We start from the raw sequence: 12,148 nt of genomic DNA on the forward strand, positions 1-12,148 counted from the left end.
ACACGTCCGAGGCGGGACCGTGTGTCGACGACTCCGTTTAGACTCGGGGAGGCAGTCGGGGCTTTCCGATGTCTGTACGTCGCGAGGTGAGGCAGTGTCGGAGAACGCAGAGACGAGGACGCCTCACGACGGCGAACTCCTCTTCCGGCTTTCGCGAGGCGACGAACCGGCGTATCGCATGTTGCACGACCGGCACCAGGCTCCGGTGTGGCGAATGTCGCTCGTGCTGATGCGCACCACGTGGGATGCCGAAGAGGTCGCGGCTACCGCATTCTTCGAACTGTGGCGCAAGCGCGACAAAGTCCGGGTCGTCGACGGATCGGTGCTGCCTTGGCTCCTGGCGACGACGTCGTTCGCAGCGAAGAACAGCCTTCGTTCCCGTCGCCGGTACCAACGGCTCCTCACCCGTATCCCGCACGACGGCGACGTTCCCGACCATGCCGACGAAGTTGCCGAGGCCATGGACTCCCTGAGGATCTCGAGCGACGTGCGCGAGGCCTTGCTCCACCTCAACCAGCGGGACGCGAGCGTCGTCATCCTGTGCGTGATCCAAGAACTACCTACCTCGGAGGCAGCGGTCGTGCTCGGCATACCCGAGGGGACGGTCAAGTCCCGGTTGTCGCGCGTGAAGACCCGCCTGCGGGGAGTGCTTCATGAGTACGCTCCGACAACAGAGGAGGCGAACGCGTGACTGACCCATCTGAAGGAATGCCGCACCGCCGCGAGGTGCAGGACTTGCTCATCGAGCAGATGCGCCGGGACTTGTCGCGCCAGCCATGGTGGAAGACCCTTACGGGGCGGCTATCCATCGCCGCTGGCGTGCTCGTTGTGGCGGGGGCAGGAGTCGCCGCCGTGGTCCTCTTGGAAGAACGCCCGGTCGACGACACCAGCATCGTGCAGTGCCTCGAAGGTCCATACCGGAACCCGGACGGCACGCTGTCTGGCGCGGCGGTGAGTATCGCCACGCCAGACGGCGTCGTACCGATTGAAGACGCAGAGGCTGTATGCATCCAGATGTGGGAGTCCGGTGCGTTTGCCGAGACGGACCCACTGTCCGCGACGCCAGGCCCGGCTGTTGCTCCGTCCGAGTTCACGACCTGCGTCACCGACAATGGCGAAGCAGCGGTCGTGCCAGGAAAGATCGAGTGCTCAACGCTTCGCTTGCACCCGTATCAGAGCTGAGCCGGACGAGGGTCAACCGAAGGTTCCGACCGGGCGGTAGACGATGGACGACGTCTTCGCGGCCAGTGCGCCCAATGAGGAACAGTACGGGGCGCAGGTCAGGACCGCGCCGGTGTAGCTCGTTCCGTCGTACTGCGACGACCAGCAGTTGTTGAACCCTTCCGCCGACCGCACGTTGTTGGTCCACCCGGATCCGAGACTCGGGAAGCCGAACGTCACGCCGTAACAACCGCTTCCAGAGCCCCAGTGAAGGAGAACAGACCCCGAGCGCGACGTCCCGGTCCAGATCTTGCCGACTGTTACGGTGGCTGCGGCCGCCGCACGAGCACTCACGCCCTCCGGGTGAAGCTGCTGGTAATCGCCTGGTGCACCATCTTCGATGAACTGTTCCGCTGCTTCGACCGAATCGAAGCAGGAGACCACGGTGGGGATGTCGTCGGGAACCGGCTCGCCGTCGGGGATGGCTACACCTCCGACGGTGCAGGCGGCGGGGACGGTGGGTTCCGCAGATGCGAGTGCCGGCGAGGGCGCGGCGAACGCGAGGGTTGCGGTGAGCGCCACGGCAGCTGGCAGGAATCGTCGAGACAAAGGAAGCTCCTCCGGTAGGGGTTGGATTCGCTTCGGTATGTCCAACCCCCAGTCCGGGGTTCCTGCACTACTCCGCTCAACAGGTCGAGAACCGCGTATTTACGGGGAAGTCGGCCTCACGGTTTGACTCGATCTCTGTACTCCGGTGTGCCTTCGGCGACGGCGGTCGCGTACTTCCAGGCGCACTCGACACCAGCGTCACGAAGGACGCTGGTGTCCGACTGCGCCGCTGTCACGCACAGATCGGGCCGGAGGGAGGCCCGCGTCCAGAACGCGAGGGGGCAGCGTCAACATGCTCCGCACGGGGTCGCCCGAGCGTGATGAGGCGTGCAACGGCAAGGGCAGGGTCGTACCGGGGCGCACATCACAAGTGGCCTATGCAGCCGACGCGAAGCACCGCGACCACCGGGCTAGAGCGCGGGCGACGCGCGCGATAGAGGACGCTACCTCGTCGTGATTCGAGGAGTCCTCGACTCGGTCGACGCGCCGACGGTTCTCATCGCAGGAGAGGGTCTCGATGTCGCGACGGTGTGTATCGAACCCGGTGTCCAGGACAGCCGGGCGGTGAGCTCACGATGAGCGATAGGCCGCGACGATGTCGGCCGCGATACGACCGCGGTCACTCACGGCGTAACCGTTGCGACGTGCCCATGTGCGGATGGTGCCCTCTCATCCGCCGACGGCGGCGCGACGGCGGAAGAGCCACGGGACGCGAGAGGGCGCACCCGCCGTCCCGCCTTGATGAACGGAGCGAGGGCGTCGCGGAGCTTCTCCTGGTTGGCGTTGGTCAGGTCTATTTCGTACGAGGTGCCGTTGAGCTCGAACGTGACCGTGCCGCCCTCGTCGATGGTCGACTGGTCCAAGTCGTCGATGAGCTCGACGATTCGCCGCCGTGCCATGGAGATCCAATCATGAGGTGCCACGCTCATCTTCGTCGCGGTCTTCTGGATCCATAAGTGATAGGGCGGCATGGACTTCGCGACTACCTGGCCGGGTCCTGACTACAGAATCTGAGCCATCCTGCCGACCATCGAGGGCGTGCACAGACCGGTGAGAATCGCGGAGATGGCCCTGCTATGGCGCGGACCGAGCGCGCCGCCAGTCCGAACTGCTGCAGGTATTCGCGCGAGAGTTCGAGAAGAACGCACCGGAGGGCGGGACGAACGACTAGAACGCGGTGGCACGGGGCAACCGCTGTCGCTACCGCTCGCTGGCGCGAGGGCCTTCGCGGGCTCCGCAGTAGTCGGCGTCGTGAAGTTATGAGCGACGTCACGATCTTCACGCGGGCGCAAGCACTGAGTGTTCGGGTCGGGGCATCGTTCGGACGGCGATGAGGTTCACTTCATGCCGGAGGGCATGGACGGACAGCATTCAAGTTGAGGATTGGCGAGGTACTTCCTTGTGCCGTGAGAAAGCGGGGCAAGGCGCGCTCGCGTGCACGGAGACTACAGAGTTCGAGACAGATGTCCCCGCTGCGATGACAGATAAGCGCGGAATCTGCAACGACGCGATCCCAGTGCCCTCATGGTCTTCGCCTCCATCACCCGCCTGGCAGCAACGCCAGAGTCCTCACCATGTCCGGCACCATCGTCGGCTTTCGCGTCCGCAGAGGCTGCTTCGCTCGAGCACGTCGAAGGGGTGCGCGGGCTGCCAACCACCGCTTCGGACGTGGACCAGGACCAGTTCGACTGGTTCGTCGAAAACGGGGTAGCCCCCGACACGGCGCGCGATCTCATCGCCACATTCAACAGCGGTGGGGAGATCGATTCCATGTCAGGCGCAGAACCGGTGGAGGTTCGCACATCTGAGATCGACGGATGGAATGTCACGCGCGCAGAATTCCAGGACGGTTCCATCTCGGTATCGAAGGTTCAGCTGCCAGGCGCCGAAGAAGGCGAGGCTACCGGGATCTCTGTGAGAAGCGTCGGATCGTGCGGATCAACGTCGTCCGGCTCCGGCTGGGCGTCGTACTACGACTGCGCTGTCGTCGGGTCCAACGGCGCCTGGCTGAGCATGGAGTTCCGGGCCAGCTACACGCGCACGAACGCGAACAAGGCGACCATTCATTCGGTCAGTTCTCCGTACGTGCACGCGGTGGGCGGCACCGCCGCAACGCCGACACTGAGCATCGTCACGGCGACTGGTACGAAAGCCCACGCAAAGGCGACGACTCAGTTCAACGGTGCGCCGCCGGTCGGGAGTAAGACGTGCACCCTGAACCTGTATGTAACCGGCGCCTCCGCCACCACAACCCAGAACTATTGAGCGAAAGAAGCATCCCCGTGATTACAAAGACGAAATCTCGAATCTGCGCAGCGCTCGGCGTGGCGTTTGTCATGGCTGTTGGCGCTCCTCAGCTCGCGAATGCGACTGAATCGCCATACGACACCCCGGAGGTGCGCGCCTTCTTCACGGAGTATGGCGTGGACTCTGATACCCAAGACGCCCTTGTTGCATCGATGGAGGCGGGCGACCTTATCGACGCGTTGAAGTCTGGTCAGGAACCTGTCTCGTCGCAGACACAGATCAAGGATGGTTTCGAAGAGACAGTGCTCACGTACGCCGACGGATCGGTCGGCGTAACTGCGATGGAGATTCCTCAACCCGCGCCGACAACGGGTGTATCCGCGCGGGCGATTTCCGGTTGCACCGTGCACTCCGGTGCGGGATGGGCGTCGTCGACGAATTGCAAGGTGAGTCACACCGCCGCGTACGCGTCGCTGAGCTTCTACGCGAACTACCAGCAGACAGCGAGCGGCGGCTCGATCTCAAACATCCGTGATAGCTCAATCAGCGCGACCTTCGGATCCGTGTCCGACAAGTCGCTGAAGCTGATTCGAGCGAACTCGACCTCGTCTCAGCCTGCGGTCGCAACCCTTCACGGTTACTGGAGCTCCGGCACTCTCGCGGAGGATCTCTACTTGTCGTTGCGGGTCAACGCAAGCGGCGGCTGGACGACTACTTACTGAGTCAATCTGTGTGCCCAGTAGGCTGGCGGTTGCTTACTGGGCACACACTCACAAAGGATCGCTGTGGACGTCAAACGAAAAGGCCGATACGACCGCAACGCCTTCGCAAGCTGCCTTCTCGCGCTTGGGGCAGTGCTAACCAGTGGGTGGTGGCTGGTAGGCACTGCGCTGGCGTGTGCCGCGATTGCCTTCGCGCTGGTGTCCAGGAAGGCGCTCAAGGAGGACGCCACCTTGCGTGGGACGGGTTTCTCGCTTGCCGGGTTCCTCGTCTCGCTTGGAGTCCTCCTGTTCGTCACAGTCGGGCCCTCGCTCCTCTCCCTGCTCCTCTTCACCATTGCACCGCCCCCGCAGTAGGCAACTGCAGACGGGGCGAGGCGGCGGTGCAAGCTCACCGACCTCTTCGATAACACGTCTATATACGGCCGCGGGTCGCGGTCGCAGAGACTTGCCGAGTCTGCCCTGGGAGAATCGCAGATCAGAAATGGTTTCCCGTGCCGCGACCGAGTCGGCAGAGGAATAACGCCTTCGCGCCAGAGGATTTGGCCGCGTACATGGTGCGTATGACCCCTGAAGGCTCAAGGCATCGCGGAGATACGCGAACAACCCACCAGCCAGAAGAGGCTTGGATTCTCGCAGACCAGCGAGTCCGGGCCTCTGGCGTCGGTCGGGCCGTGATGCGACTGCGGCGTCGGGTCGTGCCATACCGTTGGACTCACACCGACTTCCGACCGTTGCCGCGGAAGGCGAGTCGCCCCCGAGAGAAAGGCACGCCGATGAGCGATGACGCGAGGCTTGCGCAGCTGGAGGAGGAGCACGTCGTGCTCGTGCTCCGACGATTCGACCGTGCAGACGCGTGGGAGCTCGGACGATCGATCGCCGAGCGGGCGCTGGCCGCGAAGCATCCGGTGGCGATCGACGTGCGGACCGCTGCAGGGATGCTGTTCCACGCGTCGTTGCCGGGCGCGACGGCCGACAACGACGTCTGGGCCGCGAAGAAGGCGGCGACCGCTCTCCGGTTCGAGACGAGTACGGCACTGCTGGAAGCGCGGATCGCGCACGGCGGTCGCGATATGTACGAGCCGGGCTGGCTCGACCCCGTCACCTACGCGGTCGCCGGTGGCTCTGTCCCCATCCGCGTCGACGGAGTGGGCGTCGTCGCCGTCGCGACCATGTCAGGGCTCGCCTCGGCAGACGACCACGACGCCGTGGCGGACGGGATCAGAGCTCTGCAGCAGCGCGCCCGCTGATCGGGCGACACGCAGGCCGGGTCAGATGTCCGCCTGCAGTCGCAGGCGCGTCGCGATCTCGGCGGCCTGCTCGGCGGGGGTCATCGCGATGTCGATCTCGATGAACTTCTCGTCCGGCCCCAGCGGCTCGAGCGTCGCGAACTGCGAGTCGAGCAGCGTCGCGGGCATGAAGTGGCCCTGGCGCCGCAGCATCCGATCGAGGATGAGCTGGCGTTCGCCGGCGAAATGGACGAACGTCACGGCGTCACGTCGCAGCACGTCGCGATAGCTGTGGCGCAGTGCCGAGCACGTGACGATGCCGGGTTCACCCGCGGCGATGCGCTCGTCGATCCACTCTGCGATGCGGTCGAGCCACGGCCAGCGATCCTCGTCGGTGAGCGCGTGACCCGCGGCCATCTTGGCGACGTTCGCCTCGGGATGCAGGTCGTCGCCCTCTTCGAAGGCCCAGCCCAGACGGCCGGCCAGCATCGCCGCGACGGTGGACTTGCCCGTGCTTGCGACGCCCATGAACACGAGGACGGGTGCGGTGGTCGTCATCATCACAGCCTCACACGAACATGCTGAGGATGAGTACCCCGGCGAGGCCGGTGACGGAGATCAGGCACTCGAGCACCGTCCAGGACTTCAGCGTCTGCGGGATGCTGAGACCGAAGTACTCCTTGATGAGCCAGAAGCCGGCGTCGTTCACGTGCGACAGGAAGACCGAGCCCGAGCCGATCGCGAGGACGAGCAGCGCGACCATGGGGGAGTCGAGCGTCTCGGTGAGCGGCTGCAGGATGCCCGCGGCCGTGATGGTCGCGACCGTCGCCGAACCGGTGGCGATGCGGATGACGACCGCGACGAGCCAGGCGAGGATCAGCACGGAGACCGACGATCCGGAGACGAGCTCGGCGATGACGCCGCCGATGCCGGTGTCGACCAGCACCTGCTTGAAGCCACCGCCGGCGCCGACGATCAGCAGGATGCCGGCGATCGGGCCGAGCGAGGAGCCGACGATCTCGTTGACGCGCGTGCGGTCGAAGCCCGCGCCGCGGCCGAGGATGAAGAATCCGGCCAGCACCGCGATGAGCAGTGCGATGACGGGGGTGCCGAGGAAGTCGAGAGCGACCTTCCAGGCGGCGTCGGATCCCGCGGCGGAGATGTCTGCGATCGCCTTCGCCAGCATGAGGAACACGGGGAGCAGGATGCTGAAGAGCGTCGCGCCGAACGACGGGCGGCGGCGCTGCGCCTCGCCCTCGTCCTCAGCGGTCACGAACAGCTCGGGCACCGGAACGTCGACCCAGCGGGCGGCGAAGCGGGCGAACAGCGGCCCGGAGATGATCACGGCGGGGATCGCGACGATGACGCCGAACGCCAGGGTGAGGCCGAGGTTCGCACCGAGAGCGTCGATCGCCGCGAGCGGGCCCGGGTGCGGAGGCACGAGGCCGTGCATGGCGGAGAGGCCGGCGAGGGTGGGGATCGCGATGCGCATGAGCGGCTGACCGGATCGACGGGCGACCAGGATGATGACGGGGACGAGGAGCACGAGGCCGACCTCGAAGAACATCGGCAGACCGATGACCGCGCCGATGAGCCCCATGACCCACGGAAGCGAGCGCGCGCTGGCGCGGGCGACGAGGGTGTCGACGATGCGATCGGCTCCGCCGGAGTCCGCGAGCAGCTTTCCGTAGATGGCGCCGAGGGCGATGAGGATTCCGACGCCGCCCATCGTCGAGCCGAAGCCGGCGGAGAAGCTCGTCACCGAGTCCGCGATGTCCATTCCCGCGATCGCGCCGGTCGAGAGGGCACCGATCGTCAGAGACAGGAACGGGTGCAGCTTGACCCACGTGATGAGCACGATGATGATCGCGATGCCGATGACCGCGGCGGCGATGAGCTGGCCGGCGGGGCGGTCGGTGACCGTGGTGTCGGTGGCTGCGGTCACGAATGCGGACGCGGCGGGGGTGATGAGTGCCATGAGCTTCCTTGATCCGGGCGATGAGGTTCGTCCTTATGTCGTACATAATAAGCACGCCCTCACACTGTTGTGCAACATATGGAGCATTGATCGCTGTCTTGCGCTGTGAAGCGGCCATCCTGCGGGCATACTCGACCTATGACCACCTCCGGACCGGCGAGCACGGTGCACGACTCGCTCGTCGATGAGCTCGGCCGCGCGATCGTCGACGGCGTGCACGCGCCGGGCTCCCGGATGCTGACCATCGAGATCGCCGTGCAGCGCGGCGTCTCCCGTTCGGCGGCGCGGGAGGCGGTGCGCGTCCTCGAATCCTTCGGACTGGTGTGGGTGCGGCGAAAGTCGGGGGTCGAGGTCCGCCCTCGAACGCACTGGAACGTCTACGCGCCCGAGGTGATCGCGTGGCGCCTGGCGGGGCCGGGGAGGGATGAGCAGTTGCGTGAGCTCAGCCAGCTGCGATCGGTCGTGGAGCCCCTCGCCGCACAGCTCGCCGCGGGCACGGCGAGGCCCGATCAGAAGGTCGATCTCGTCTCGCTGGTCGTGGAGATGGGGGAGGAGGACCACGAGGCGGATCGGGAACGGTACCTGAACGCCGACATCCGCTTCCATCGGCTCCTTCTCGAGGCGTCGGGCAACGGGATGCTGGCGGCGCTCGGCGGCACCGTCGAGGCCGTGCTCCGAGGCCGCACAGCACACGACCTCATGCCGCATGTCGCCGACCAGAACGCGGTGCAGTGGCATCGGGATGTCGCGTTCGCGGTCGCGAGCGGGGCAGCGGATGCCGCGGCTGCCGCGATGCGGAACATCGTCTCCGAGGCCGACGAGGCCATGCAGAGGGCGGCCGAGTAGCGCCGAGCCCCGCGCCCGTCGCCATCCGAGCGGAGCCGGAGGACGCGAGTCTTCATAGACTGGGCGGATGCGAGCGCTGACCGAAGCAGAGATCCGTGCGTCTTTCGTGAATGCGGATGCCGAGGAGCTGCGGGTCATGGAGATGCCCCACGACTTCGTGCTGATCGACTGGGACTACCTCGACTTCTTCGCCTGGCGCGACCCGAGCGCCGGTCGACGCGGGTACGTGCTCACCCAGCACGATGGCGTGGTCACCGGCACCGTGCTGCGGGTGTCCGACCCGGGCCGGGGCAGGTCCGGGATGTGCAACATCTGCCACACGATGCAGCCGGGCAATCAGGTGGCGCTCTTCTCCGCACGCCGTGCGGGGGCGGCCGGCGATCGGGGTGATTCGGTCGGCACCTACATCTGCGCCGATCTGTCCTGTCACGAGAACGTCCGCCTCGCTCACCCGCTCGCCCCCAACGAGGTCCTCGCCCCGGGGCAGGTGGACCTGCGGCTCGACGGCACGCGACGGCGTATGGAGGCCTTCGTCGCCCGCGCCCGGGACCACTCCTGAATCCGGACTAGCCTGGACCCACTGTTCTGTGCTCGAAGGAGAAGCCATGAGTGATGTCATCCTGTTCGCCGTCGAAGAGGGTATGGCACGGCTCACGCTCAACCGACCCGCGCGGCTCAACGCGTTCGACTCCGACCTCGCCCACGCCTGGCGTGACGCTACGGCAGAGGCGACGTCACGCTCCGACGTCAAGGCGATCCTCATCGATGCGGCCGGACCCGCGTTCTGCGCGGGCGGCGATGTGGTCGACATGGCGACCACGATGGGGTCTGGGGCGGAGATCACCGCTCTGGCGGAGGTCATCAACTCCGGCATCCGCTCGCTCACGGAGTCGTCCGTGCCGGTCGTCGCGGCCGCGCACGGGACGACGGCCGGTGGCGGGCTGGGAATCCTCCTGAGCAGCGACTTCGCCGTTGTCGGCTCGAGGTCGCGTCTCGGGAGTCTCTACGCGAACATCGGGCTGACGCCCGATCTGTCCGTCTCCGCCCAGCTCGCCCGCGCCGTCGGCCAGCGCCGAGCTCTTCAGCTGGTGCTGCAGGATCGCCTGCTCACGGCACAGGAGGCTCTCGAATGGGGGCTCGTGGCCGAGGTCGTCGAAGGGGCGGATTCCGCGGCTGAGGCCGACTCCGTACGCGCCCGTGCCGAGGAGGTGGCGCGCTTCTGGCTGGCCGGAGCCGCGGACGCCTATGGGCAGGCCAAGCGTCTGGTTCGCTCCCAGCCCGAGCGCTCGTTCGCCGAGCAGCTGAGGGAAGAGGCACGATCGATCGGGGCTTCGCTGGAGACGGATGAGGCGCAGCGTCGGATCGCGGCGTTCGCCTCCGCGTCGGCCGGCAAGGCCCGCTGACCGGCTGTCCCGAGGCATCATGCGTCGCATGCACAGATCCCGGGGCGCGACCCCGCGATCGACCTCGCGCGTGCAAGGATGATCCCGATGCCGCTCAACGAGAGGAACGCGATGTCCCAGCCGGAGATCGCCCAGCAGCCCCCGGCTCTGGTCGACAAGAAGAACATGTCCCTCCTCATCCGAGGAGCCATCTGGATCGCCATCGGCGCACTCATCGCCGCTGCGCTCGTCTGCGTGGTGTGGGTGCTCATCGGCGACCAGGACGGCATCATCGGGCGGGCGTTCCTGACGATCCTCCTGCTCGCGGCCTTCGCCGGCATCGCCATCCTCGAGGCGGGCCTCGCGCCGAACCGTCCCGACTGGCTCGCGCTGTCGAGCATGGTCAGCTGGATCGTCGCTCTGCTCGTGGGTGCGGTCAAGATCTGGCTGCCCGACGACGACCCCTTCTTCTCCGGGGCTGAGCGATTCTTCCAGTTGCTGCTCGTGGTCGGCATCCTGCAGCTCGCGCTGCTGCACGTGAGGCTGTTCACCCCCGCGGCGCGGCGCCACGTGACGACCTTCACGCGGATCATCTACATCGCCACGCTCGTCTTCCTCGGCGGACTCGTGGGCATGCTGGTGTTCTTCCTCACGTTCCCGCACACGTTCGACTACGGCGAGTTCTACTGGCGCATCGTGGTCGCCTTCACGATCCTCGCCGCGGTCGGGACGACGCTCATCCCTCTTCTGAACGCGCTGTTCGCGCCGAAGAAGCCTGCGGCGGCCCGGACGCACGGTGGCGCTGCGGCACCGGCGTGGCCGACCTATGCAGACGGGGGCACGCCGCTGCCCGTGCTCCCCGACGGCTCGCCCGACTGGAACGCGTACTACACGGGCCACCCGACGCCGCAGCCGCAGCACGCGGCGCTCACGCAGCACGAGGGCCAGCACTTCCAGACCCAGCCGTACCCTGCTCCGCAGTTCCCGTCTCCGCAGTTCCAGGTTCCGCAGTCCCAGGCCCCGCAGACCCAGGCCCCGCAGACCCAGGCCCCGCAGTTCCCCGCGCCCGTCGCTCCGTCTCCCGCCCAGGGCGAGCAGCCACCGGTGCCCCCGGTCCCGCCAGCTCCGCCCGCGCCCCAGGCGTACCCGCCGGCGCCGCCCCTTCCTCCGCAGTGAGCATCGAGACCGAACTCGTCGACCTCGCGGCGCAGGTCGCCCGCGAGGCCGGCGAGCTGGCGCGCACGCGGCGCGCCGAAGGCGTCCGGCTGGCGGCCACGAAATCCTCCCTGGCGGACATCGTCACCGACGCCGATCGCGAGGTCGAGGCGCTGATCCGCGCTCGGCTCCGCGACGCGCGACCGGACGACGGGTTCCTGGGCGAAGAGACAGAGCCCGAATCCGGCGAGTCTGGCATCACGTGGGTGGTGGACCCCATCGACGGGACCGTGAACTACGCCTACGGCATCCCGTCCTACGCCGTGAGCATCGCCGCCGTCCGGGGCGTCCCGCTTCCGGGGGAGTGGGAGGCGCTCGCCGGTGCCGTGTACGCGCCCGCGATCGACGAGCTCTTCACCGCGGCCCGCGGAGGCGGAGCATGGCTCGGTGATCGGCGGCTCAGCGTCACGGACGAGGTGCCGGCGGGGGCTCTCCTCGCCACCGGCTTCGGCTATGACCCGTCGACTCATGACGGCGACCTGGCGACGGTTCGTACGATCATGTCCATCGCGAGGGATCTGCGACGGGCAGGAGCGGCCTCACTCGATCTGGCCTACGTCGCCGCAGGACGACTGGACGGCTACTTCGAGCGGGGTCTCAAGCCCTGGGACTTCGCCGCCGGAGCGCTGCTGGTCGCAGAGGCGGGCGGAGAGGTCTCGCGCATCGACACCGAGTCGCTGAGACCCATGCTCATCGCCGCCGGAACCGAGGTCCACGCGAGACTCCTCGCGCTGCTGGAGAAAACTTCCTGAATCGCTCATG

16 protein-coding genes are annotated in these 12,148 nt (G+C 66.9%); 11 read left to right on the plus strand and 5 right to left on the minus strand.

The features are described 5' to 3' along the window. The first annotated feature begins 178 nt into the window (after positions 1-178). Both BN2660_RS09250 and BN2660_RS09255 read left to right on the plus strand, forming a co-directional pair. Positions 179-691: an RNA polymerase sigma factor gene (locus BN2660_RS09250; RefSeq protein ID WP_091233468.1), complete on the plus strand. Its 513-nt coding sequence runs from the start codon at positions 179-181 to the stop codon at positions 689-691. Beyond that, positions 688-1,182 carry a hypothetical protein gene (locus tag BN2660_RS09255; protein WP_141651271.1) on the plus strand — a complete coding sequence of 165 codons (495 nt, stop codon included), beginning with the start codon at positions 688-690 and terminating at the stop codon, positions 1,180-1,182. The genes BN2660_RS09250 and BN2660_RS09255 overlap by 4 nt, the downstream gene beginning before the upstream one ends. 12 nt (positions 1,183-1,194) lie before the next feature. On the opposite strand, the gene BN2660_RS09260 is transcribed toward BN2660_RS09255, so the two are convergent. The 3 genes from BN2660_RS09260 to BN2660_RS09265 form a co-directional block, all read right to left on the minus strand. After that, positions 1,195-1,743: a hypothetical protein gene (locus BN2660_RS09260; protein WP_091230652.1), complete on the minus strand. Its 549-nt coding sequence runs from the start codon at positions 1,741-1,743 to the stop codon at positions 1,195-1,197. Between the two features lie 597 nt (positions 1,744-2,340). Beyond that, complete coding sequence (locus BN2660_RS16870) at positions 2,341-2,397, minus strand: hypothetical protein (protein WP_369690557.1); 57 nt, start codon at positions 2,395-2,397, stop codon at positions 2,341-2,343. After that, positions 2,394-2,669: a histone-like nucleoid-structuring protein Lsr2 gene (locus BN2660_RS09265; RefSeq protein WP_218054110.1), complete on the minus strand. Its 276-nt coding sequence runs from the start codon at positions 2,667-2,669 to the stop codon at positions 2,394-2,396. The genes BN2660_RS16870 and BN2660_RS09265 overlap by 4 nt, the downstream gene beginning before the upstream one ends. A 625-nt stretch (positions 2,670-3,294) precedes the next feature. Between BN2660_RS09265 and BN2660_RS09270 the strand changes: the two genes are divergently transcribed. The 4 genes from BN2660_RS09270 (at position 3,295) to BN2660_RS09285 (ending at position 5,986) form a co-directional block, all read left to right on the plus strand. Further along, entirely contained in the window at positions 3,295-4,035 is a 741-nt protein-coding gene (locus tag BN2660_RS09270) for a DUF5626 family protein (protein ID WP_141651273.1), read from the plus strand. Positions 4,036-4,052: 17 nt separating this feature from the next. Continuing rightward, positions 4,053-4,739: a hypothetical protein gene (locus BN2660_RS09275; RefSeq protein ID WP_141651274.1), complete on the plus strand. Its 687-nt coding sequence runs from the start codon at positions 4,053-4,055 to the stop codon at positions 4,737-4,739. Positions 4,740-4,802: 63 nt separating this feature from the next. Further along, entirely contained in the window at positions 4,803-5,093 is a 291-nt protein-coding gene (locus BN2660_RS09280; RefSeq protein ID WP_091230662.1) for a hypothetical protein, read from the plus strand. Between the two features lie 419 nt (positions 5,094-5,512). Continuing rightward, the gene (locus BN2660_RS09285; RefSeq protein ID WP_091230666.1) at positions 5,513-5,986 is read left to right on the plus strand and encodes a heme-binding protein; all 474 of its coding nucleotides are present in this window, start codon (positions 5,513-5,515) and stop codon (positions 5,984-5,986) included. 21 nt (positions 5,987-6,007) lie between these two features. Here the strand turns inward: BN2660_RS09285 and BN2660_RS09290 are convergent, their stop codons facing one another. Then, positions 6,008-6,523: a gluconokinase gene (locus BN2660_RS09290; RefSeq protein ID WP_091233471.1), complete on the minus strand. Its 516-nt coding sequence runs from the start codon at positions 6,521-6,523 to the stop codon at positions 6,008-6,010. 10 nt (positions 6,524-6,533) lie between these two features. After that, a complete protein-coding gene (locus tag BN2660_RS09295) occupies positions 6,534-7,943 on the minus strand; it encodes a GntP family permease (RefSeq protein ID WP_091230669.1) in 1,410 nt (469 codons plus the stop codon). A 138-nt stretch (positions 7,944-8,081) separates the two neighbouring features. On the opposite strand from BN2660_RS09295, the gene BN2660_RS09300 reads away from it, so the two are divergent. From BN2660_RS09300 to BN2660_RS09320, 5 genes are all read left to right on the plus strand, one after another. Further along, complete coding sequence (locus tag BN2660_RS09300) at positions 8,082-8,789, plus strand: FadR/GntR family transcriptional regulator (RefSeq protein WP_091230672.1); 708 nt, start codon at positions 8,082-8,084, stop codon at positions 8,787-8,789. Between the two features lie 67 nt (positions 8,790-8,856). Continuing rightward, positions 8,857-9,348 carry an FBP domain-containing protein gene (locus BN2660_RS09305; RefSeq protein ID WP_091230675.1) on the plus strand — a complete coding sequence of 164 codons (492 nt, stop codon included), beginning with the start codon at positions 8,857-8,859 and terminating at the stop codon, positions 9,346-9,348. A 46-nt stretch (positions 9,349-9,394) separates the two neighbouring features. Next, entirely contained in the window at positions 9,395-10,192 is a 798-nt protein-coding gene (locus tag BN2660_RS09310; protein WP_091230678.1) for an enoyl-CoA hydratase/isomerase family protein, read from the plus strand. An 87-nt stretch (positions 10,193-10,279) separates the two neighbouring features. Beyond that, positions 10,280-11,347, plus strand: coding sequence for a hypothetical protein (locus BN2660_RS16855; protein WP_091230682.1), 1,068 nt, complete (start codon positions 10,280-10,282; stop codon positions 11,345-11,347). Continuing rightward, positions 11,344-12,138 (plus strand): inositol monophosphatase family protein, encoded by a 795-nt coding sequence (locus tag BN2660_RS09320; protein WP_091230687.1) that lies wholly within the window; start codon positions 11,344-11,346, stop codon positions 12,136-12,138. Before BN2660_RS16855 ends, BN2660_RS09320 begins: the two co-directional genes overlap by 4 nt. Positions 12,139-12,148 lie beyond the last annotated feature (10 nt).

The organism is Microbacterium sp. 3J1 (assembly GCF_001049495.1).
Lineage (GTDB): Bacteria > Actinomycetota > Actinomycetes > Actinomycetales > Microbacteriaceae > Microbacterium.